Origin of the sequence: Thalassotalea hakodatensis, from assembly GCF_030295995.1 — a bacterium.
Classification (GTDB): Bacteria; Pseudomonadota; Gammaproteobacteria; order Enterobacterales; family Alteromonadaceae; genus Thalassotalea_C; species Thalassotalea_C hakodatensis.
This window is the reverse complement of sequence record NZ_AP027365.1, coordinates 2,052,279-2,077,411: the sequence shown is the minus strand read 5'-3', so window position 1 is coordinate 2,077,411 and position 25,133 is coordinate 2,052,279. Positions and strand designations below refer to the sequence as shown.

General features: G+C 39.8%; 15 protein-coding genes. All 15 read right to left on the bottom strand.

The genetic code is table 11. From position 1 onward, the window contains the following. Position 1: 1 nt before the first annotated feature. A complete protein-coding gene (locus tag QUE72_RS09005; RefSeq protein ID WP_286272877.1) occupies positions 2 to 2,443 on the bottom strand; it encodes a glycoside hydrolase family 2 protein in 2,442 nt (813 codons plus the stop codon). 23 nt (positions 2,444 to 2,466) lie between these two features. After that, positions 2,467 to 3,030: a hypothetical protein gene (locus tag QUE72_RS09000; protein WP_286272875.1), complete on the bottom strand. Its 564-nt coding sequence runs from the start codon at positions 3,028 to 3,030 to the stop codon at positions 2,467 to 2,469. Between the two features lie 9 nt (positions 3,031 to 3,039). Beyond that, positions 3,040 to 4,425 carry a sulfatase family protein gene (locus QUE72_RS08995; RefSeq protein WP_286272873.1) on the bottom strand — a complete coding sequence of 462 codons (1,386 nt, stop codon included), beginning with the start codon at positions 4,423 to 4,425 and terminating at the stop codon, positions 3,040 to 3,042. Positions 4,426 to 4,687: 262 nt separating this feature from the next. Beyond that, entirely contained in the window at positions 4,688 to 6,451 is a 1,764-nt protein-coding gene (locus QUE72_RS08990; protein ID WP_286272871.1) for a glycoside hydrolase family 43 protein, read from the bottom strand. A gap of 302 nt (positions 6,452 to 6,753) precedes the next feature. Next, positions 6,754 to 8,142, bottom strand: coding sequence for a sulfatase-like hydrolase/transferase (locus QUE72_RS08985; RefSeq protein ID WP_286272869.1), 1,389 nt, complete (start codon positions 8,140 to 8,142; stop codon positions 6,754 to 6,756). A gap of 25 nt (positions 8,143 to 8,167) precedes the next feature. Then, on the bottom strand, positions 8,168 to 10,432 hold the full coding sequence (locus QUE72_RS08980) for a glycoside hydrolase family 3 C-terminal domain-containing protein (RefSeq protein ID WP_286272867.1): 2,265 nt from the start codon (positions 10,430 to 10,432) through the stop codon (positions 8,168 to 8,170). Positions 10,433 to 10,748: 316 nt separating this feature from the next. Next, entirely contained in the window at positions 10,749 to 11,897 is a 1,149-nt protein-coding gene (locus QUE72_RS08975; protein WP_286272962.1) for a right-handed parallel beta-helix repeat-containing protein, read from the bottom strand. 3 nt (positions 11,898 to 11,900) lie between these two features. Next, positions 11,901 to 12,647 carry a DUF1565 domain-containing protein gene (locus tag QUE72_RS08970; protein WP_286272865.1) on the bottom strand — a complete coding sequence of 249 codons (747 nt, stop codon included), beginning with the start codon at positions 12,645 to 12,647 and terminating at the stop codon, positions 11,901 to 11,903. 289 nt (positions 12,648 to 12,936) lie between these two features. After that, complete coding sequence (locus QUE72_RS08965) at positions 12,937 to 15,288, bottom strand: beta-glucosidase family protein (protein WP_286272864.1); 2,352 nt, start codon at positions 15,286 to 15,288, stop codon at positions 12,937 to 12,939. Positions 15,289 to 15,482: 194 nt separating this feature from the next. Beyond that, positions 15,483 to 17,888, bottom strand: a complete 2,406-nt coding sequence (locus tag QUE72_RS08960; RefSeq protein ID WP_286272863.1) for a glycoside hydrolase family 2 protein — start codon at positions 17,886 to 17,888, stop codon at positions 15,483 to 15,485. 74 nt (positions 17,889 to 17,962) lie between these two features. Further along, complete coding sequence (locus QUE72_RS08955; RefSeq protein ID WP_286272861.1) at positions 17,963 to 18,883, bottom strand: sialate O-acetylesterase; 921 nt, start codon at positions 18,881 to 18,883, stop codon at positions 17,963 to 17,965. A gap of 151 nt (positions 18,884 to 19,034) precedes the next feature. Further along, complete coding sequence (locus QUE72_RS08950; RefSeq protein WP_286272860.1) at positions 19,035 to 19,988, bottom strand: sugar kinase; 954 nt, start codon at positions 19,986 to 19,988, stop codon at positions 19,035 to 19,037. Between the two features lie 3 nt (positions 19,989 to 19,991). After that, the gene (locus tag QUE72_RS08945) at positions 19,992 to 20,846 is read right to left on the bottom strand and encodes an SDR family NAD(P)-dependent oxidoreductase (RefSeq protein ID WP_286272858.1); all 855 of its coding nucleotides are present in this window, start codon (positions 20,844 to 20,846) and stop codon (positions 19,992 to 19,994) included. Positions 20,847 to 20,898: 52 nt separating this feature from the next. Then, the gene (locus QUE72_RS08940; protein ID WP_286272856.1) at positions 20,899 to 23,997 is read right to left on the bottom strand and encodes an efflux RND transporter permease subunit; all 3,099 of its coding nucleotides are present in this window, start codon (positions 23,995 to 23,997) and stop codon (positions 20,899 to 20,901) included. A 19-nt stretch (positions 23,998 to 24,016) separates the two neighbouring features. Then, entirely contained in the window at positions 24,017 to 25,120 is a 1,104-nt protein-coding gene (locus tag QUE72_RS08935) for an efflux RND transporter periplasmic adaptor subunit (RefSeq protein ID WP_286272854.1), read from the bottom strand. Between the last annotated feature and the right edge of the window lie 13 nt (positions 25,121 to 25,133).

Sequence of the window (25,133 nt, the reverse complement as noted above, 5' to 3'; positions counted from 1 at the left end):
CTTATTCACTATTACCACTCTCAGAATACATGTTAATACCAGTACTCATAACTGGCAGTTTTGTATCTATGCCGGGGTGTTCAAAACCGACTTTGCGACGGCTAATAACCGTTGATTCAATACCCTCACCATTGAGGTAAGCATAAATAACAAAAGGTGATTGCTCAGGCATGGCTAGATCTATGTTAATGAGTTTATCTTCAAGTGAATTAAGCGTTAGCTCTACAGGCATAGAGCGCGTTAACACATTACCGTCTGCATCCGCCGTTACCATTTCAACAATCACATTGCTTGCTTGATAAGTATCATTTAGTAAATTAACTGGCACCGACACTGTTCTGCCTACTGTATAAAAGTCTTCAGCCCAACGTTCGATGTTAATGCCAATAGGCGCGAAAGAATGTCGTCCCCACTCTGCCCAACGTGGCTCCATGGTTAAGTTAGGGATATCAATGAAATTATCACACGTGTAGCTTGGCTCTTTTATATCCCAATCATCAGGTATGGTGTCTTTATCGGCACATTTACCTAAATATAAGAAATGTTGAATACCCGCATAGCCTCTACGAGCGCGCCAATAACCGGTTAATTCACTCGTCACATAGGCATAAATTTCTCGGTGTTGCTCAGGTGTTAAGTCAACTCCCGGTGCCATAATGTCATATGCAATTTCGGAAATAGTAACCGGGTCACTACCGTCGCGAGTAATCCACAGCCACGAGTACTCATTATTAATATAAGGGTGGTTTCTCGCCCCCGGACCATCATAGGTTCTAAAAATATCTCCTTCTGTCATAGGTGGTAGACGACTAAAATCATCTAAATCATCTAAACGATATTCTTTGGGGTTACTGTTCATAAAACTCTGACCATTGAGTTTATAAGGGTGATCTTCTAGTGGGTCATTGGGTCTATCTGGCGCTCTATAACTGCCGGATTCCCATTGACGCGTTGAATCTAAATGACGTACCAACGGCACAGCTTCATATGGGATAGGATTGTGATTCTCGTTTGACGCATCCCACCAGCCAATTGAAGCATGGTTCCAATTTTCTTGAACCCAAGCAGTAAATTCTTTCTCAAGCTCTTTTAGTGACCAATTAATAGAAGTCGGCATGCCAGGTAAGCCTAAACGAACCGGCGCAAAAATATGGTATTCGTCGGTAACAATAAAACCTTGTTCATCAGCAATGTCGTACCAAAAATTTGGCGCACGACCAACATGAAAACGAAATGAATTCCAATGAAAGTCTTTTTGTCCAGCTAAAAGCTTTGTTACCCAGGCTTTATTCCAAGGGAGCTGTTTTCTGTCTTGATCTTCAAAGAAGCGATGCAACGCGATATTGGTGCCACGTAAATAGTACTTTTTATTGTTTAAATAAAAACCTTTGTCTTTACTATCAAGGCCATCGCCGCCACGCCACTGTACTTTGCGCATGCCAAAACGGCTAACACGGTCATCACTAGCTTGGCCATTTTGCTCCACTGATGTATGTGCCGTATAAAGAAATGGTGATTCTGGCGACCACAATTTCATGTCATTTATTTTGACATCTTGGCTGATAGTAACTGTTTTCCCAGCCGCAACTGTTACTGGCTTTTCAATTAAAGCCGAAGCCTCATTTTTACTTTGCCATTCGTTAACTTGTGTTTTAACCACTAAGTCAACGGGTACCATACTATTGTTACGAATGGTGGTGTGAGCAATTGCTACACCTTTATCAATATTTGGGTCTATTTTTGTGCGGACAATGGAATATTTCCCAGTATAAACGACACTGACACTGTCCCATAGGCCGGGATACCAACCAGATTTTTCAACATCACTGCCATAAGGAATAAATTCTGGTATAGCGTTGTGTTCAGCACCAACACGTATAATTAATTCATTTTCCTGGCCGTAACGAATTGCCGATGAAAGGTTATATTCAGATACGCTAAACACGCCATAATGTTCTCCCAAGGCTTTACCATTAAGCCATACTTTCACACCATATTTTGCTTTGTGTAAACAAAGGTTAGCAAGTTCACTTTCAGTATCAGGTGCGGTGAAAGATTTTTTATACCAAAATGCTTCGCGTTCATCACTTTCCATTCCCACTAAATTAAAGCGAGGAGTAGCTTCCGTTAGAAAGCCTGGTACAGGTGCAGTGTGTTTGAACGAAGTGGGTAAATTATCATCTAAACCGCCTTGTTCTACTTGCCATTGACCGTCTAAAGACTGCGTTGTTCTAACGGTTTCACCAAAATCAACATGACTATTTTGGCAAACCGCTTTTGCATAGCTACCTTGAATTTCACTTTCTTTAAATTCAGACTCAGGAAAATCTCTCATAAAAGCATTAATATGAGGCTTAGCAAGTTTTAGTAATGGATCTTGAAAAACAAAACCCAACACCACTAACGCGATAATCGTTAATAAAATTTTTTTAAATATTTTCATTTTTAATTCTCAATTAATCCTGTTTACAAGATAAAAGTGCGGTAGCCAGCTAAGAAGCCTTGAAATACAAGTACATCAACACCAAAAACAGCTAATCCAATGCCTTCTACTCCACCTAAAACTAGTGTTGGTAAAAATAGTAATACGGTGGGTTTAAGTAATTTGTCAGAAGGTTTTTTCAATATTTTAAGAGTGAGCTGATAAAACAAATTGAACATGGCAATCATCATAAACATCATGCCAAAATAAAATAAATATGGCCCTTGTAGGCCAGCATAAAGCCCTGCTGCAAAACCATAAAAGTTCATGGCAACCATGATTTCTTTGATGTACCAAATGAAGGGAACAATTAGTCCAATTTTTATTGCCTGAGAAAAATCACTACCGTTTATTCGTGCGCCAACATATGAGATCCCAGCGCCAAACATGATGCAGGTAAATAGAATTAACCCTGATAAATTCCTTAATGCCAACGGCAAATCAATATGCCATCCATAGTCATAAATAACCGTCATGATAATCGCGGTAAAAATCACGCCATAAGCTACTCGCCATTGGCTAGGAATATTCTTTAAAATAAAATTCATGCCAATCCCCTACTCTACTTTGACTGTAGGTTGACTAACCTCAGCTTCCATTTCAATTAAACGCTCTTTTAGTTCTTGATAAATAGTTTGCATACTTGGATCATCAATCAAATTTGTTTGTTCAAGCGGGTCATTTTTCAGATCAAATAGTTCATCTTTTTTACCGCGCTTATAATCAATTAACTTGTAGCGTTTGGTGCGCAATGCTAATTGTTCAGGAACAGGATATGGATAGTCTTCGTAATACTTATAGAGCCAAGCGTCACGTAGCGAGTCAGGTTTATCTTCTAATACCGCCACAGCGCTTTTACCCTGCATTTGCTCTGGCACTTCTAGGCCTGCAAGGGCAAGGAAAGTTGGTGCCATATCTAAATTGAGTAACATTTCTTGTGAACGACGACCTGGGTTTTTAATACCATTAGGATATTTGATGATAAATGGAATTCGCATTGACTCTTCATATGACCAACGTTTATCAATTAGGCGATGTTCTCCCCACATGTAGCCATTATCACCAGCAAAAACAACAATGGTATTACCGCTTAGCCCTAATTCATCAAGTTTCGCTAGCACTAAACCTATTTGTTGATCCATAGCAACTGCAGTTTCTGCATAATCTTTCATTTTCTCTTCAAGGGGATCCCAAAGAAAATGCTTAAAATTACCATCAGCAAAAGCCAACCACGAATCAGCTTCTCTTGGTAAGGTGATTTCTACATCATCGTAACGGCCCGCAGCTTCAGCATCAGGCGTCATAGGTAAATGCAGTGCTTTGTGAGAAAGATATAAGGCAAAAGGCCTATCTTTGTTATCTTCAATGTACTTGTTGGCAAAATTGGTTAAGTCATCTGTGATGTAACCACTAATTTCAACACCTTCAACGGGAGATTCATTTAATTTCAATTTTTTACCATTAACAATATAGGGCGTACCATAATAAGCACCCTGACCGCCATGATGTTCAAAACTAATAAATTGGTCTACACCGCGTAATTTAGGTAAGCCTCCTGGCATATGCCACTTACCAATAAAAGCCGTGGCATAACCTGCCGCTTTTAACGGTTCAAAATAGGTAATGTTTTTATTATCCCAAACGGTGAAATTATTCTGCACGCCATGTTGTTGAGGATATTGCCCCGTTAAGAAACTAGCACGAGAAGGACTACATAATGATGAAGTAACAAAAGCATTTTCAAATAACACACCTTCATTAGCAATACTGTCTATACTCGGTGTTTCGATAAAAGGATGATCCATCACACTTAAGTAATCCCAACGGTGGTCGTCTGCTAAGATAAAGACAATGTTGGGTTTTTTATGCTCAATTTCTTCTGCGATAACAGAGGTCGTTATCGAAGGGACAATTAATGAGATTAAGACCAAAAGCACTTTCATTTTATTTCCAATTTATGACTAATGAGTCATAACATATGAAAACAAGCTGAAGCTGACCTTAAAATTGAAAAGCTATTGCAAATATTTTTCTACTTTCAATAGCTCGTACTGTTCTTTGCATTTACTGAATTTTTATTACTTTACTTGCTTACTTAACATAGCGTGCTGATTTTACATGGTCTAATGAAAAACCCCCGTTATATAACGAGGGCTTTATCAATAAACCTATATAAGCGTCAATTTTGACTAGTTTCTAGCAAGGTTACTCTACTTCACCCTCAGCATAGAGGCCTATAACAGCGCCGATAAATCCACCTGCTTTAGCCGTTGTTAGTACTGTAGCATCGGCGTTTTCAAGCACGCTAATGAATGTAGTACCGTCTAAACTGTAGGCAAAGCTTATCTTGTCTTTATCAAGCGTTGTGCGTAGATAAATCGGCGCACCATCTGCAACGGTAACAGGTGTTTCAACAAGCGTTTCGCCATTAAACAGTGTCGCCATTTTATTGCGCATACGAACGCGTAACACGGTTTCATCATTATCAGATAAACCCAGCCCAAATGCGTAGTAGAAAAAGTCATTCTGTACTGCCATCATGCCAGCTTCTTCATCTTCTGTTGCAGGAGTAAATCGCATTTCAGTGGTTGCCGATGCCGACATATGTGCAACACGCTGCCCGACAAAACTAGGCTGAGGAGTGTAATCAAATAAGCTAAGGCTACCAATACGATTGGCGCGAGGCTGAATTTTCAAGCTACCGTCTCCCGTTTGCCACCAAGGAGACTCTGGCGCGCGAACAAACAACCACTGTAAACCTAACGCACTGTCGTTAAACTCGTCTTTTACAGTATAGTTGCCAGTTTTTGGTCGCGGAGCTGGACCACTATCAGGCAATGATGGACGGTCGACTATTAACGGCACAGGCTTGCCGCTTTCGAGAATATTAGGCCAACCGTCTTTCCAGGTTACTGGTAATAGGAATGTTTCTCGTCCGGTATGAAAGTTAGCAGGACCTTCTTGATGCTTATCTAAACCATAAACACGGGTGCCAAGAAAAACAGCCCACCAATCGCCATTAGCATCTTTAAATATATCTGTATGTCCTGTTGATGTAACCGCATTTTTTCGATCTTTAGCTAATCCCACTTGAGTGAGTATGGGGTTGTTCTCATAAGATTGGTAAGGTCCCAAAATATTTTGAGAGCGAAATATCAACTGTTGATGATTAAGGCCCGTGCCGCCTCCTGCCGCTGATAAATAATACTGCCCCTCTATTTTGTATATATGTGGGCCTTCTATGTGTGTGGTGTTATAGGGTGCAGGATCAGCGCCATCAACCAAGGTAATATCTTCTGAGCGAGCCGCAAAGGTCGTAGGGTCTACTTCCATCACGCTAATTACTCTATGTCCGTCTACCGTAGGCTCCTCTGGTTCTTTGTTGTGTACCACAAAAAATTTGCCGTTATCATCAATGAACAAACTAGGGTCAATGCCGTCAATGTGAGGTAGCCATAATGGATCTGACCACGGACCAGCTGGGTCTTTAGCGGTTAGCACAAAGTTTCCACCACAGTAAACGCAGGTATTCATTATATAGAAGGTGCCTTTATGGTATTCAATAGTAGCAGCAAAAACACCAAGATAGCCTGCATGTAATACTTCGTCATACGGCAGCATATCAGGGCGATCAATGGCATTGCCAAGTTGGGTCCAGTTGACTAAATCTGTGCTGTGAAAAACTGGAATACCTGGATAGAAACCAAATGTTGAGTTCACCATGTAGTAGTCGTCGCCTACCACAACAACACTAGGGTCTGGGTAGTAACCAGTTAAAATGGGATTACGAAATTGCCCTTCGTCTATTGAACTTCGAAACATCTCATCATCACCTTGGTATTCAAACCAAGAAAATGATGCCATTTGTTGATTGGTTTTTGTTGAGCCTGTAGTTTCCCCACAACCTGTTACTAATAAGGTTAAGACTAGCAGGCTTAAGGGAATGAATTTTTCAGTAATCGATGCCATCAAATGGGTTCTCGCAATCAATATTGTTATACGAATAAACGCGTTAGCAAAGCAAAATAGTATTGCTATGTTTGCTTACTATCTCTTGCCAATATGAAATCAAGCTTAAAACGCCTAATTAACTCTAGTGCTGTGACTTAATCAAAGCTCCATTTATAGGTAAGCACCTGAAACAATTAGTAATTTAATAAAAAAAGACCGCAAGTTTTTTTATATAACTTGCGGTCTTAATTACAGCACCATATAACTTGAATTTTATCAACGGATAAAACTAAGTACATAGTTTTTTATGCTTAAGCTATTTATCTCCAACCTCTCAAGTCATTATCTAATTCAGCTTGAAACGCTTTAATATTTCCCGCCAGTTCTGTTGACTTTTCAGGGTTCATTTCTAAAATACTGTATGACTCTGAAGGATCATCTAGAGTATTAAATAAGTAGGGTCCCTTGGTTAAGTACCAGAATTTTGAAATGTCTGGCGCTGTAGGTATTTGGTATTTGTAGCCGTCTTTATCTAGTACCGATTCAACCACTTGATCATTGATCATAAATAGGTAGTCATGGGGTGTTTCCTTAGACTCGCCAGTTAGTAATGGCATAATATTTTTACCATCAATAGTTCGGTCAGTGGGCATTGGAATTCCAGCAATATCGAGCACCGTCGGGAAAAAATCGATACCCATTGCCATTTCATCACTCACTTGCCCCTTTGGGATAACCTCTGGCCAATAAGCAATAAAAGGCACACGTTGCCCACCCATTGTTGTTAAACCTTTACCTCCTCGAAAATCTCCTGCGCTACCTTGGCGAAAAGGACCGTTATCACTGGTGAAGATAACCAGCGTATTATCGTCAATACCCAGCTCAACCAGTTTGTCCATAATTACCCCAACACTCCAATCAGTTTCCATGATCATTTCACCGTACATGCCCGCTTTGCTTTGATCTTTGAAAGCTTCTACCCGATGTAATGGCTCATGAGGAATGGTGGTTGCGTAATACAAGAAGAAAGGTTTATCTTTATTTTCGCTGATAAACTCTAGCGACTTTTCCGTATAGTTTTTGGTTAATGTGGTTAGCTCAACAGACTTGTCAGGGATGTAAGCGAAATCGAAGCCTGCTTTTTCCGGTGCATATTCAGGAGCACTTCCCAAATGCCACTTTCCGACAACCCCTGTGCTATAACCGCGAGCTTGTAAGACCTTAGATACCGTTGCCTCATCTGGTGACAAACCGTCCATACCATAGGAGTAAAAGCCAGCATATTTTCTGATAGTATTGATAGCAGTACCTGAGTCAAACACAACTGCAGGAAGGTGAGTTCTTGGTGCATAGCGGCCAGTTAAAATAGCCGCTCTAGCTGGTGTACACAAAGAAGACGGTGCATAAAAATTGGTCATCTTCATGCCTTGGTTAGCAAGTTTGTCAATATTGGGGGTATCAATGACTGTAGAGCCATAACTAGATAAGTCAGCAAACCCCATATCATCGGTTAAAATTAAAATGATATTAGGCTGCTTGCCCTGCTCTTCATTATATTGCAGTGCATTTACCTGTTGTAAGTACTTTTCAGTTCTGTCGTTATCAATATCTCTACCATTAATATTGGTAAAATATGTGGTTACTATTTTTAAAACCAGCAACAAGACTAATGTAATTAAGATATTTTTCTTGGTTAATAAAGCTTTCATTTATGCGTACTCCTGAATTAGCTGCTTATAAAACTTGATAGCTTTCTACTAGTAAGTCTTGCTGAGCTGACGAACCGCCTACATAAACTTGGTAGGTCATTTTCTCTACCTGCCATGCTTTAGCTTCTGGGTTGTACCACGCCATGTCTTTTGCTTTTACTGCTAAATCAATAGTTTTGCTTTCACCGGCTTCTAAATGAACTTTGTCGAATGCACGTAGCAATTTTACTGGACGGTCAACACCTGAGTTATCAAAGCCGAGGTATAATTGCACCACTTCTTCACCTGCCACTTGGCCATTATTCGTGACGGTAACTGAAACATTAAGTGTGTCAGATTCTGTTAGTTCAGGGGTATTAACCACAAGGTCTGAATAATCATACTGGCTATAACTTAAACCAAAACCAAACGGGTAAGCTGGTTCAATATTTTCTTTATCAAACAAGGTATAACCGTGGTAATAGCCGTAAGTAATTTTTTCTGTATAGGGGGTAAAATATGGGTAATCACTTTCTTGTTTGGCAATACTAAATGGCAATTTACCACTTGGGTTTACATCACCATACAGCACATTAGCTAGGGCATTACCGCCTTCCATACCGCTATACCATGAAAATAATATTGCTGGCACTTGGCTGTCCCAAGCCGATAAATCAATACCGCTACCGCCAACATAAACAACAACTAGGTTGTCATTGGTTTTCGCTAGGGCTTTAATTAATGCCTCATCTTCAGGATTAAGTTTTAAGGTTTCTCTGTCACCGCCGTTAGTTTTTGGCCCCGTACGTTTACCTAGCTTAGCCGCTTTATTGGCTTCTTCTGAGGCTAATAAAAACTCGCCTTCTTCGACATGGGTATAACCGACAACAACAATGACTTGATCTGATGCTGCCGCTAGTTTTTTACTTGCTGATATATCAGAAGCATCATCTAGAACAACCTTATTACCAAGCTTTTTATTGTAATCTCTAATACCTTCATATGGTGTTACTACATAAGGTTCTGTGGTTTTACTACTACCGGTATCACCTAAATTTTCCATGTCAGCTAAACGACCAATAACAGCAATCTGCTGCTGTTTAGTCTTAGCAAAAGGTAATACTGGCGCACTATTATCATAGCCATTTTTAAGCAATACCATGCTTTTTTCAGCGGCAATTCGGGTTAATTCAATTGACTCCGGCGTGGCAATAATCGAATCAGGGTATGCCATAGGATCTTGTGCCAAACCAAATTTAAGTTGGGTTCTTAAAGTATCAAATACCAGCTTGTCAATTTGTGCTTCGGTGATTGCACCGTCAGCAATACCTTGTTCGATGGTATCTTGTTGATAAACTTTTTGATAAGGCATCTCTACATTTAAGCCTGCTTGAATACTAGCGATACCGTCATATGTACCAAAAAACCAATCAGAGCTAACAAAACCTTTAAAACCCCACTCATCACGAAGAATGTCGGTTAATAAGTATTTATTTTGACCAGCATACTCACCTAGGACCTTATTGTAAGAAGCCATAAGCGAGGCAACATTACCTTCTTGTACCACTTTTTTAAAGTGCGGCAGATACACTTCACGTAACGTACGTTCATCAACTTCAACATCAACAACAAAACGTGAATTTTCAATACTGTTTAAAGCAAAGTGTTTTGCACATGACATAACATTATGGTGCTGTAAGGCATTTACTGCTGCTAAACCAAACTCGCCCATCAGCCAAGGATCTTCCGAATACACTTCTTGAGCACGTCCCCACCCCGGGTGTCGCAATAAGTTGATAGTAGGTGTGCCGGTATAATTAATACCACTGGCGCGCATTTCTTTGCCAATAACATCATAAATTTGGCTTTCTAGTTCAATATCCCAACTAGCACCACGGGCCATAGAAACAGGAAATGAGGTAACACCGAGCTTATCCCCGGCGGTTCTTTCTTTGTTTGCCCGAACTCCGCGTGGGCCATCAGAGAAAGCATAAGGTGGAATATTCAAGCGTTCATTACCACCACCATAAACTGGTGGAGTACGACCAAAAACGGCACTGTTGATAACTAAGATCATAGCATCAGATAGAGGACGACCATAAAGTTGCTGAATTTTTTCATCTAAGCTCATTTGCTTAATCAGGCTATGGGTAAGTTGGTCCAGTTGCTCATCTGTAGTTACTTTAGCAAACTTAGTTTTATCAAACTCAACCGAATGCTCGGTATAATCGTAAATGTTGTACAACATAATAGCTGCAACGAACAACAAGGTTAATAGAATATAACCCATTATTTTTATTGCCTTTTTCATATTCAACCTTTCAGGAATCATTAACTATAAAGAAGTTTAAACATTGATAGTAAAGCGCTTACCTTAAAACTGTATGAATAGCGTTATTCGCTGACAACAATAAAGAAAAAAAGGAAAAAACATGTTACTAATAATTAATAGAATTGGGTCTTAAATTGGTACCTCTTTGTGTAGAATAATCAGAGTGAAAAAACAGTGTGTATAGACTAAAACGAAGGGTTGTAATGTTAGTAAGGCGGGAAATAACGGCTTAATGTTGGTAATAATTCATTAAGCCGTTAACTATTTTCAAACGGGTTTGATTGTGTCGATAAAACTATTCAGCGCTTTTTGACCACACTTTTATTAATTTACCTTGTAAAGTGTTTTGAGAAAAAGGCCCCGGAAACGGATTGTCAGTATTTCTACTTGCCCCTAAATAATCATGATCTAAACGAAAATTTAAGCCTTTAGGTGTTTTATAGGTTTCTCCTGTAACACGTGTTTTACCAAGCATTTCAGTAGTCACTAACGATCTTTGTATCGCCCCTGCCCAACTCTTATCAGCATTAATGTTCAAATACCAACCATCGTCTTTTTCAACCACGTTAATTTCTGGAGTTATATCAGCTGCAACATGTGCATTTTTATCTAATGAATACGGTTCAGCTTCGCCTAAATAGACGTTGCCATTAAACGATGTAGGTACAGAATCATCACCGTATCGATCAACACCACGATTGATCAAAACATTATTATAATAATGGCTGTCCCCGCCTTTAATAGGCTTTAAGCCAATCACTTGTGTAGAGTTAGGTGCCATAAAGGGGGTATCGCGTTCGAGTTCATCACGTAGCATTATTCCGCCCATAAATAAATTATGCGCGTAAGTTCCACCCTGCGACATATCTAATACACTGCGTTGTAAATTCCACGGCATATAATTCCCGTAAAAATACTTAACTAGCCAATTAGGATCTTCAGCATTCGCTGAAACAACAATATTATGGTCAACAAGAAATGGGCCATGGTTAACTTCTAAAAATAGATCTTGCGAGCCTGCATTATCATGAAGAAAATTACCGGTGACTCTAGCGCCTTGTGTCATCCAATCAAGCCAAATACCACGGAAGCTATTATAAATGTGATTGTTTTTGATCAGGCTGTTAATAGGTGCATGAAATTTAATGGCAGCGATTTCTGCTCCAGTAAAATCGTGTCTTACATGAATATCATGAATTTCATTTTCGCTCACTTCACTAAAGGTTGCTCCTAAACTACCGACAATACCTGCCTGACCACAATGTGAAATTTTATTGCCGCGAATAACATGATAACCAACATCCGACCAACCATTTTTGCCCGCTCGTTCAATAGTATTTACATAGCCATCTGCAGTATCAGCTGAAGTATTGTCCCATTTGTCGCCATATTTTCCTAAGGTGATACAGGTTGAGCGAGAATAACTGATGGTATTGTTTTCAATAACCTAGCCTTTACTCCAATGAGTACCAATTAAACCAATTTGTTCGGCTGTTGGTGGCGCCCAAGGCGTGGCTGCATGCATTAACGTTAAACCACTGACGGTAATAAAATTCATACCTGGCTTTTCAGGGTAAAACACCGCTTGGCGAGTATTAATTTCCACAAGTTCTTCATTCGGGTTTATGGCTTTAAACTGAGCCCATATAGTGGTTTGAGTATCACTAACTTGTGCAAACCACAACGGCTCATCAGATATTGGCTGTTCTAATTCTTCCAATGACTCAGCTTCAACCAGCCAATGATTATTTAAATATACAGAGCCGGTATGATGATCACGGCCGCGATCATTAAACCAATCACCTTTAATCACATCATTATAAGGGTTGAACTGACCAAAAAAATCATTAGGAATAATAGCTTGCCAAGTATCACCACTTACTTTTTCCCAATGAGTAATACGTTCAGAGCCTTTAATAATGACTTCTTCATTTGGCGCGGCTTGGTAAATTATACGCTGCTCTGAGCTTCCGCCACGTGGTGGCGCAATAGATTCTCGATAAGTGCCTGCATGTATGGTGATCACATCGCCAGGTTGAGCAAATTCTGCGGCAGCTGATATGGTTTTAAGCGGCTGAGCACTACTACCCGTGCTGTTATCGTTGCCTGTTGGTGATACGTGATATTCCTGCGCGTTTACTGCGCTAACAGCTAGTAGCGCTGGTACGATAAAACAGGTTAGTTTAGTCTTCATTTTAAAGCTTCCCATAAAATTAATTTTCAATAAAGTATGAAATCTTTGTTTGATAGTAGAAAAGCCTGCTTAAACTAAACTTAAATCGTTAAAGTAATAAATGAAATAACATTTTCTAGGGTGTTTGAAACGTGAAGCGGAGCGAGTATTAGGAAATCGCATTTAGAGTAATGAAACTCAGAAAATATGATGCTAAAAACAATGGAAGCTAGGGAAAAATGCTATATCAGCCCCTGATATAGCAAGTTCCCCTAGGAGTTTAACGAGTACTACTCGTTAAACAACAGCCTTATTTAATAGCAAAGTTTGCTGTTAATAAGTCTTTTTTTGCAGAAGAGCTACCAACATAAACTTCATGTTCCATATGCTCAACTTGCCACGCTTTAGCTTCAGGGTTGTACCAAGCCATGTCTTTAGCGGCAACTTCAAGTTCAACTACTTTGCTTTCACCAGCAGCTAATGAAATGCGATCAAAGCCTCTTAATAATTTCACCGGGCGGTCAACTGCAGAATTAGCAAAGCCAATATACAATTGAATAATTTCATCACCAGAAACATCGCCGCTATTAGTTACGGTAACAGTAACTTTAAGGCTGTCATTTTCACTCAGTGTTGAGTTTTCAATGGTTAAATCACTGTAATCGTAATTTGTATAACTTAAACCAAAACCAAACGGGTAAGCTGGCTCGATGTCTTTCTTATCAAACAAGGTATAACCGTGATAATAACCATACGTAATTTTGGCAGTATAAGGAGTAAAGTACGGGTAATCGCTTTCTTGTTTAGCGATACTAAACGGTAATTTACCACTTGGGTTAACATCACCATATAAGATATTGGCTAACGCATTTCCGCCTTCCATACCGCTATACCATGAAAATAATATCGCGGGTACATCGTCATTCCACGCAGACATATCAATGCCACTACCACCAACATAAACAACAACTAAGTTTTTATTGGTTTTAGCAACGGCTTGAATTAATGCTTCATCTTCTGGCATTAGTTTCAAGCTTTCACGGTCACCGCCTTTTGCTTTTTTACCAATGCGTTTACCTGCATAAGCCGATTTATTGGCTTTTTCTGAAGCAAGTAAAAACTCACCTTCTTCAACATGCGTATAGCCGACAACAACGACTATTTGGTCAGCATTGGTGGCAAGCTCTTTACTGGCATTAAGATCAGAAGCTGTATCTAAAACTACATTATTACCAAGTTTTTCATTATAGGCAGCAATACCTTGATACGGGGTGATCACATAAGGCTCAACTGTACCACTACTGCCTTCATCGCCGGTGTTTTTAACATCAGCTAAACGACCAATAACCGCAACCGTTTGGCCACTGGCTTTTGAAAAAGGTAAAACCTGTTGCGCTGAACTTCCATCAACATCACTGTTTTTAACCTCACTATTCTTAAGAAGTACCATGCCTTTTTCAGCAGCTTCTTTCGTTAACGCAATAGAGTCTGGCGTTGCAATAATAGAATCTGGATATTCAATAGGATCTTGTGCTAAACCGTATTTTAGCTGCATTTTTAAGGTATCAAAAACTAACTCATCAATGCGCTTTTCAGTGAATTCACCATCGGCAATAGCTTGCTTAATGGTGCTGTGTTTATAGTGTTTTTGAAATGGCATTTCCACATTAAGGCCGGCATTAATGCTTTCTACTGCGTCATGAGTGCCGTATATAAAATCGTTTACAACAAACCCTTTAAAGCCCCATTCGTCACGCAAAATATCGGTAATTAATTCTTTATGATTACCACAGTAAACGCCATTCACTTTATTGTAGGCCGTCATTACTGAGGCAACATCACCATCTTTAATGATTTTTTCAAAATGTGGTAAATACACTTCACGTAAGGTTCGTTCGTCTACTTCAACATCAACAACAAAACGTGAATTTTCAATACTGTTTAAGGCAAAATGTTTAACACAAGACATGACATTATGTTTTTGTAAAGACAAGGTCGCTTTTAAGCCCATTTCACCCATTAACCATGGGTCTTCAGAATACACTTCTTGCGCGCGTCCCCAAGCAGGATGACGCAATAAATTGACCGTAGGTGTACCGGTAAAATTGACGCCACTGGCGCGCATTTCTTTGGCAATTACCTCATAAATACGGCTTTCCATTTCCAAATCGAAGCTGGCACCACGTGCCATAGAAATAGGAAATGACGTTACGCCTTTTTTATCACCACGAGTACGTTCAAGGTTTGACTTAACACCTCTTGGCCCGTCAGAGAAGGCAAAACGGGGAATGTTTAAACGTTCGTTACCGGCAACATAAAAATGCGGTAGGCGATGAAAAAGTAAATGGTTAATGCCAAGGTTAGCCATGCGATCAACGGTTTCACCGTACATTTGATCAATTTTTTCGTCTAAGCTCATTTCACCAATCAATTGATGGGTGACATTATCAAGATCTTGTTCTGTTTTAACTTCAGGAAACTTGTCTTTTTCAAACTCAACCGTATGAACGGGATAGTCATAGGCTTGATACAGCATAAAACCGATGCCAGCGACAATGGCTAGCAGAATACCTAACCAACCCAGAATATTGTAGCTAATAGCCAAAACAAAAAGTGCAATTAAGCCCTTAAAAACACTCTTGATCCGTTTATCAATTTTCATTTCTTGCCCTTATTTGTGAATGCATCTCAAAATGTAAAATTTAACTTCATAGTAACCAACATACTGCTTCAACCTGAAAACAACATGAATACCTGCAGCTGTGTGTTAAACAAAAAAAACCGAACTTGCATAATGCGAAGTTCGGCTGAAAATGAGCTTATAAAGTTGTTGGGGGAACTAAATAAGCGCTACGGTTACAAATTAGGCCTTGAGGCAACTTCAACACCATGATGTTTGAAACCTACTTTACGTTTATCAACCACATCGAATTTCTCGCCATTTTGATAGGTTAACTGGGCAAATAGAACAAACTTTTTACGGGCTGGAATTCTCATTGCTAGTTCAAATGACTGTTCGCCATTTTTATCAATGCTCACTTTAACTCGCGCTGATTTTTCAAGGATATTACCGGTTTCATCTGTCGCAAATATCTGAACTTCGCCATTTACTAATTGATGATGATCATTAATAACGATGAGTGGAATTTCAGTTAGATCACCACGTTGATAATCATCAGTCCATTTATCGATATAAATCGCTGCAGGTGACCAAATATTTTTACTATATTCATGCCATTTTGGCTCCATCACCAAGTTTTCAAGGTCAATAAAATTATCACTAGTAAAGGCCGTCCCTGGCTTAGAGTGGCTTAAATAAGCAAAATGTTGCACGCCTTGATAACCGCGTTTTGCACGCCAAAACCCTGTTAAACCAGCATGAAGGTATGCCCATGCTTCTCTGCGAGCTTCGGTGGTATTATCATCACCTAATAATTGTGGATATATCTCATTTGTTAACTTAGTTGCACTACCATCACGATTTAACCATAACCAACCATATTCATTAACAATGTAGGGATTATGTTTTGATGGGTAGGTCACATTAATCACACTAGCTAGATCGGTAGGCTCTTTGGGTTGGCCGTTTTTCTCATCAAGCGATTCAATCCCGCCACCTAGGTTACTACCTAAAAGTGCCATAATGGGGTTAAAGTTTGCGGCAAACACGTAGGGATGATCTTCAATTGGGTCATCAGGATGGTGAGGCTTTTGCCATCCACCGTTTTCCCATTGTCTGGTTGGATCTAAATGGCGAACATTGCTGATAGTATCAAATGACTTCATATCCGTTGTTTCATTTGATGCGCTCCACCACGCTATTGAAGGGTGATTCCAATTTTCCTGAATCCAACTGGTAAATTCTTTTTCTAACTCAACAATTGACCACTCTAAATGCGCCTGATCAAATTTATGTGTTTCGGTGTCTTTCATTTGTCCCATCAATGTCCAATAGGCAAATTCGTCATCAATCAAAAACCCTTCTTCATCGGCAATGTTGTACCAAAAATTAGGCAGGCGACCTAAACTGGTGCGGAACAAGTTCCAGTTATAGTCTTTCGGGTAGCTGGTATACAGTTTACGCACCCATTCCTCATTCCAAGCTAGAGTACCTGCATTTGGGTCTTCAAAAAAGCGACCTAACGAAAAGTTGGAGCCTCTTAAGTAAGTTTTTTCACCATTGAGATAAAACCCTCGTTCATCGCCACCTTTCCACTGTACAGAACGAAAACCAAAGCGTGTAGCTTGATCATCAATGACAACATCACCTGATTTTAGAGAAGTATCAGCAACATAAAGAAATGGCGCATCAAGTGTCCACAAGGTCATGTCCGATACAGAAACTTGTTGTTCAATCGTTTTTGTTTCACCCGCAGCCAAATGTAAATTTGATGAGGATTCTGTCGATGCGCTCGTATTTGCTTTCCACTCGCGTAAGCTGTTAACAACCTCTAGCGTTATGCTGCTTTGACCATTATTTTTAATGGTATTTTTGATCGTAGCAACACCTGTGGCAATGTCGGTTTCAACCTTGCTACGAACAATCGTTTGTTCACCAGTAAACAGTAAATTTACGTCATCCCAAATTCCCGGCATCCAATATTCTTTTTCATTATCTTGACCAGTCGGGATATATTCAGGTATTTGGCTTCGCTCGGCTCCAACTCGAACAACTAACTCATTGCTTTCGCCCCACTTAATCGCATTTTCTATATTAAATTCAGCTTGAGTGAACGCCCCGTAGTGATTACCTAATTCAACGCCATTAAGCCAAACTTTTGCGCCGTATTTAACTTTAGCAATACATAGTAGCGCTGTTTCTTTAACAGACTCTGGCGCTTCAAAACTACGCTTATACCAAAATACATCCCGCTCTTCGCTCGGTTGACCTAAGCCATTGAATGCTGGCTCTGCATCGGCTAACAAGCCAGGTACTGCCGCAGTGTGATTATATTGCTCTGGCATCGAGTCATTTAATGCGCCTTGCTCTACTTGCCAAGTTCCGTTAAGTGAAACGTATTGTCGTGTTTTTTCACCCCAGTTATATTGCCCTGCAGTACCACCACAAGCAATTTCAGGTTGCGCACCAATAATTTCAGCTAAATAATTAGCTTTATTTTTTGAAACATGTGATTTAGCAAAACCTTCATATTTGCCATCGACCATTAACGGAGACCATAAAGGCCAAGTGACAACCATTAATAATATCAACGAAAAAATCGAGATAAAGAACCACTTAATACACTTCCACAAAATTCTCACGGAATACTCCTAAAAGTTGAAATTCTGACTTATAGCTAAGAGAATATCGAAGTAACCTGAATTAGATCTGAATATTATTGTTCGTGCGCGTATAAAGCATCAAACCATAACGCTGCATGTTCTGCTAGACCTTGTTGATTAAAATGGCAATTATCATAACGCAGGTCATTACCTAATGAATCACTGTTTGCACCAGAAAATACATTTGAGTAAACCTGAGGGAGCTGTTGTTGAGCAGTACTTATTATTTTATTAGGATTGCCCCAACAACGTGTGGCAACAGCAGTATAAATAGGAATATTTTCACCTAAAGGCCCAAGTTGCTCAACAACCTCTCCGAACATATCAATATATTCTTCTGAAGTTGTACCTTTGTCCGCATCAGTTTCCCCTTGATGCCAAACAATGTGGGTTGCTTTGATATTCTGTTTAGTTAATACATCAATACTTCGTTTTATCCTGCCTGATAAATCGCCTGTTAGTGTCCAGCGCTCAATAGACGAACCACCTACACCGAAAGGTACAATCAGTACTTTATCGGTTCTCCCTGAAGCAATTAATTGTTCGGCTAAGGGCATCCAGACTGAGCCTTGCTCACCCGTAGCCCCCAACAACAGGTCTTGTGCTTGGTAACACAAACCATCAAAGGGATTTAAGTTATAAATGCCATCAACAGGTTTATGCAGATAATCACCATGGTTACCACTATTTGACTGACCAAAAGCGAGTAGCACCATCGCCCGCGTGGTATCTTCAATAAAAGGTTGGCATGATAATTGGTTTCGATTATCGACTTCTCTGAAGCCACATTCATCATTCTCTGAACACATATCTACATTCATAAACGGCTTAATGAATTCGGCAAAACGTTTTGCATAGGGTTCAGCAATTTTCGGTTGATAAAAACCTGTTGCTGCCCCCATATGAAAGCCGCTCACCATCCCAAAACTTAAAACCACAACAAATACACAACTTACAAGGATATACTTACTCATAGTTAATCTTAGTTATCTGATTATTGATATTGAAAATATAACGATAAAGCATGAATTCAAACTGAAAAAAAGGCGTTACCCAAACAACAAAAGGTAACGCCAGAAAGAGATGAAACATAGAAAGTTAAATAGTCATTAGAATCGACAATACTTATTCATCAATAAATGGCTGGTTGGCAATATCAATTATCGCCCCTTGGTACTGTATCACTTCACCTGCAACGCGATGCGCATGTTTTGCTGCCTCTGTAGTGGTAAGATTTTTCATTCGAGCAGCTAAATAGGTAGCATTAAAGGAATCTCCCGCTGAAGTGGTGTCAATGGCTTTAACGGCAACAGTTGGCACTAGTTGACTTTGCCCGTTGCTACAAACCAAACAACCTTGACTACCTAGTTTGATCACCAATTCATTTACACCCAATTGTTGATAATGGTCTTGGCATTGCTCAAGCGTTAGTTTCGGATTAAATAATTGTTCGTCATCAAGGGTTGGCAGTACAATCGCACTGTAACGGGCAATTTTATCAAAGCATTGACGAGCTACATTAGCATCCGGCCAATTTCGCGGGCGGTAGTTACTATCAAACACCAATTTTCCGCCCTGTGCTTTATATTGTGCAAAAAAATCCCACAGGCGCTCAAGCACCTTAGCAGAATACAAAGACAAGGTAATACCGCTTAAATAGAGATAGTCAAAAGCCATTAATTTTAAGAGTAATTGGCTACTTTGCTTAAGTTCAAATAATTCTCGTGCTGGAGACTCATTACGCCAATAGTAAAATTCACGTTCGCCACCTTCAAAGGTTTGAATGGCATATAAGCCTGGCACGCGATTAGGCACTTGCGCGATGAGGTCAGTTCCTATTTGTTCAAGCTGCCAAGCCTTGAGCATTTCATCGCTCCATTTGTCGTCACCTAACGCAGTAATATAGTCAACATCAATGCCTTGACGAGCCATATATATGGCAGTGTTTAGTGTGTCACCACCAAACTTAAGGTTTTGCAAACCAAAAACACTGCTGTCGATATTTGATAGCTCTAACATGCACTCGCCTATGGCGGCACAACGTAATTTTGATGGAGCAGCTTTCAAGGTTGAATTCATGATTTATTTCTCAACTGCTTCATTCATATCAACACCCGCAAACCTTTTCATTAACCAACTCATTAAGTGTGCGGTTTTCACCGGCATTAAACGATAGAGTTTATCAATAAACTTACAATCGGAACCTACAAGGATACGGGCTTTATTTTTCTCTATCCCCGTAATAATCGCTTTGGCTGCTTGCTCTGCAGTCACTCCTGGGCTTTTCTTTTCCTTGGCCAGTTTTTCAGCTGTTGCTTGTTTCGCTTCATCAGTAATGTCAGGGGCATTGTTAGTGATATTGGTTTGTACAGCACCTGGGTAAACTATGCTTACACCAACATTGGTATCAGTAAGTTCAACCATTAATCCTTCGGTCATTAATTTTACTGCTGCTTTACTAGCACCATAGATAACTTGACCAGGAAAAGGCATATAACCGCCCATACTTGATACATTGACGATACGAGCTTCGGTGCTTTTCTTTAATGCAGGTAATAAAGCTTGAGTCATATACACCACGCCCCACCAATTAACATTAAAAATTCGTTGCATCTGGTTAAGTTCTAAATGTTCAACATGGGTAAAGGGTTGAATAATACCCGCATTGTTAATAACGCCATCTATGCTGTTATGCTTTGTCAGCATATCGTTAACCACAGATTGCACTTGTTCAAGATTGGAGATATCAACGACATGGCAACTCATACGATCACGAGAATCGCTATTAAGCAATTCTTGAGTTTCAAGTAGCGCTTGCTCGTTATAATCGGCGCCAGCCACAATTGCGCCTTTTGCCACTAGCTGTAGGGCTAGCTCACGTCCGATACCTGAACCTGCGCCAGTTACCACGATAATTTTTCCAACAAGATTCATCATTAATTCCTAATCAATAAATATTCTCTATTTAGCGTAAAGGGGTTTGATGAAATCAACCTGAAGTAGCTACGGTTAGGCTTGCATCTTGATTACTTTGGGCAATACTTTCATTTTCTGGTTCTTTCAAAAATAACAAACATAATGCTGGTACCGCACCTAACGTCATAATGGTGCCAATGGCTAAACCAAAAATAATGACACTTGCCATCGAATAAAATAGCGTTTCTTCCATAAGCATTAACGGGATCAAAGCAAGAATAGTGGTTGCCGTGGTGATTAATATCGGGCGCAAACGATTTAAGCTAGCAGACTTTATTGCTTCATATTTAGTCAACCCTGTCGTTAATTCAGCAGAAACTTTATCAATTAAAACAATCGCATTATTAATAATAATACCCGCTAAAGATAGAAATCCTAGAGCGCCAATGAAATCAAAATTTGCCCCGGTAATGAATAGACCTAAAAAGCCCCCAGAAAAAGCTAATGGTATGGTCATAACAACAATTCCGGTTTTTCTAAATGAGGCGAACTGCGCTACCAAAATACAGAAGATCAAACCAAAAAATAAAGGTAAGGTTAAAAACAGTGTGCCTGCACTATTAGAAAAACCTTCAAGTTCTCCGCCAAGCTCGATGCTATAACCTTTAGGGAGATTATTATAAATATCTTGTATTTTAGCATCCCAAGTTGCTTGTAACTCAGGTGCTCTCATGACTTTATGACGGCCACCAATGGTAATGGTTTTATCCATATTTCGGCGAATAATACTACCAAATTGCGGCACCACTTTTATGGTAGCAACTTGCGACAACAACACATATTCATGTTTATTCGCTGAGGTAAAAATTTTAACTTTATCCAGCAAATGCCCTACATCTTCGTTACCTAAATTATCACCTTTTAATTTAACAATCACCGGAATCAGCGTATCACCTCGTCTAATATCGGTAACCTTTCCACCCGTGAATACGCCATTAAGTGCATTAGAAATGGCTTGATAGGTTATGCCTGCCCTGCGCACCTTAGCTTGGTCTATATCTACCTGAAAGCGCTTGCTTTTATTTTGCCAATCATTGGTAACATCTTCTGCACCTGGAATAGACGCCAAGGCTTTTTCCGCAGTTAATGCCATTTGGTATAACGTATCAGCATCAGGGCCACTAAATCGCAATTGCACCACACCAGGCGGTACTGTGCCTCTGGCAATTAATTGCGGCCTGACTTTAGCGGTCGGCATATTTTCAGCGCTAAAACGCTTTATTTTGTTAACCAATGCTTTCGCATCAGATGCTGAAGCCGTATTAACGATAGTAAAGCTTCGGTTAGGCGCTGGGTTTGATGGTGAAATCGACAAGAAAAAACGTGGTCCTCCATTGCCAATATAAGATGAAACATAATCGACTTCAGGGTTTTGATTTTCATCTTTTAACCATGAAGTTAATTTTTGCGTAGCTTGTGTGGTTTGATGCACGTTATAGCCTGCCGGTACATCTAAATATACTAGCACTTCGGTTCGAGATGAGGTTGCAAACATCTCAACTGGCACTAAAGCAACTATCATCAGTGAAAAAACAAAGATACCTGTAACTAAGCCCATAAAGGCTTTTGGAAAGGCGAGTACTTTATCGATAATTCGTTGGTAAATCCCAATCAGAAAGAACGGCTTTTCCTGATGTTTATTGGGAATAAAACGTACTGCTAACAATGGCACCACGGTTAATGAAAGCACCCAAGAAATCAATAATGAAATAGAGACTACCTGTGCTAATGAACGGGTATATTCCCCTGTTGTACCTTCAGCAATTAAGATCGGGGCAAAAGCAAGTACAGTGGTCAACGTAGATGTCAATAATGGTATAGCAAGTTCTTTACAGGCATCAATAGCGGCATCATACTTTTTAGCGCCTTGGTTGAGGCGCAAATGTATGTTTTCGGTAATAACAATGCCGTTATCAACCAACATACCTAAGCCAATAATTAGGCTTGCTAAAGAAATAAATTGTAAATCTATTTCCATAAAAAACATTACTAATAACGTTGCTAGAATAGTCACTGGAACGGTAACACCAACAATTAGGCCTTCAACAAGCCCTAGCGCAATGATTACCACAATAAGCACAATCACTAAGGTTTGATATAAGCTATTTTTTACATCATTTATTGACTTGCCAACAACATCTGGTTGAAAAGTCGCAACTGTTAACTCCATGCCCACGGGTAAATTAGCATCAAGGTCAGTTAACATCTCTTTTAAGCGCGGGCCAACTTCCAGAATATTACGGCCATGCTGCATCGATGCAGCAATAACAATGCTTGGCTTACCGTTGTAAAAAGCAAGGTCATTCGGTGGTTCACTAAAGCTCTGCCTGATAGATAGGTAATCTTTTATCGCTAGCGTGCCTTCACCGTCATTGGTTTTAATTTCGATATTGTCTAAATCATCAATACTGTTTAATTTGCCGCTAGTTTCAACCGTAATTTCTCGGTATGGGGTATAGATTTTACCTGAAGGCAATATAGTGTTTTGGTCTTGAATGGCTTGCATAGCCCCTGCAATATCGATGCTTTGCTCTTCAGCTAAACTCGGTAAAGCTTCTAAATACACCTTTTCTTCTTGTACGCCATATAGTGAAACGCGGCGAATACCATCAACCGTGTAAATACGATCGCGAATATCTCTAGCATGGTCACGTAATTCGTCCATAGCCCAGCCATCACCTGTTAACGCAGCGGTTACTATAGCAACATCGCCAAAGTCATCATTCATGGTAGGTCCATAAATACCGCTTGGTAATGACGGTTTTGTATCTTCAACTTTTCGACGAACCTTATCCCAGACTTTATCAAAATCAGGTAGGTCTTCGTGGGCATCAATGGTGATAATTGATTGTCCAGTAATAGAGGTAGAACTAATATTTTTTAACTCACCTATTTCTCTAAGTCGCTCTTCAAGCTTTTTTGAAATTAGGTTTTCAACTTGTTCAGGCGGTAACCCTGGAAATTGGGTGATGACTAATGCACGATTAATTCGAATAGATGGGTCTTCTTTGCTTGGAAAGTTGTTGTAAACTGAAAAACCTAAAAAGGTAATCAGCACTAAAAACACCCAAGTCATGCGCGAGTTATCAAGTGCTATTTTGGTGATGCTCATGGTGATATCCTTCTACGCACTAATGACTGCGTTGATATAAGCTGACCGTTTGGCCATCTCGTAAGAACTCTGCACCGGCAACACAAATAATTTCACCGCCTAATAAACCGGATTCAACTTGTAAATGATTGACACTCACCACCCGCGTTTTAACCACCTGCGCCGAAACTGTATTGTTTTCAGGATTAAAAACAAAAACCTGCTCTTGATTGTTAGCATTAATAACAACAGCGGAATCAGGCACAATAATGGTTTCGTTAGTTTCGCTGATCTCGATAAAGATATCAGCAGACATGCCCGATTTTATCTGAACATCAGGCATTTCAATGACAGCACTAACTGGGTATGCACCGCGTACATCTGCTTCAATACCGAGTTTGGTGATAATAGCTGATTGTTTCAACGCCCCAATAACCGGCACACTAACGCTAACTTTACTACCTTGAGTTAAATGGCCTATTAAGGTGCTAGGTACGAGGAAAGTAACTTCAAATTCATTTTGACCTTGTATTTCAAATACCGGCTGACTGGCAGAAACTTCTTCAAAAGATTGAAAGTTTCTTCGCGTGATCATCCCTGAAAAAGGCGCTTTTAATATGGTATTGGTTAAGTCCCTATTCGCAAGCGCAAGTCTTGAGGTGGCTAAGTTAACCGAGCTTTTCGCCTGTTCAAATTCAGCCGTGGCTAAATCCATCGCGTTCTGGTTAATTATTTTCTTTTCAAAAACAGTTTTTTGTCTTAGATAATTTTCTTTGCTTTTCTTAAGTGCTGAATTGGCACTGGCAAGTTCTGCTTGAGCTTGCTGTGTTCTGTATACATAAGGTGCTGCGTCAATCGCAGCTAACGCTTGGTTAATTTCAACGTGATCGCCGACTTCAACATTGAGTTCGCGTAGTTGACCTGAAATTTGAAAAGATAAATCTGAGCGTTTTACTGCACGGATATAACCAGAAAGCTTTCGTTCAAACGAAGAAACTTTAGGTTTAACCGTAATATGCTTTATTGCTTTTATTGGCTCTGGCTGACTATCCTTTTGAACTTCTTCACTACAAGCCGATACAAATAAGGCCGTCAATAAAACCAATAGCATGTTTTTTATGAGACTTAACTTTTCAATAAACATAAACGTTCCGCAA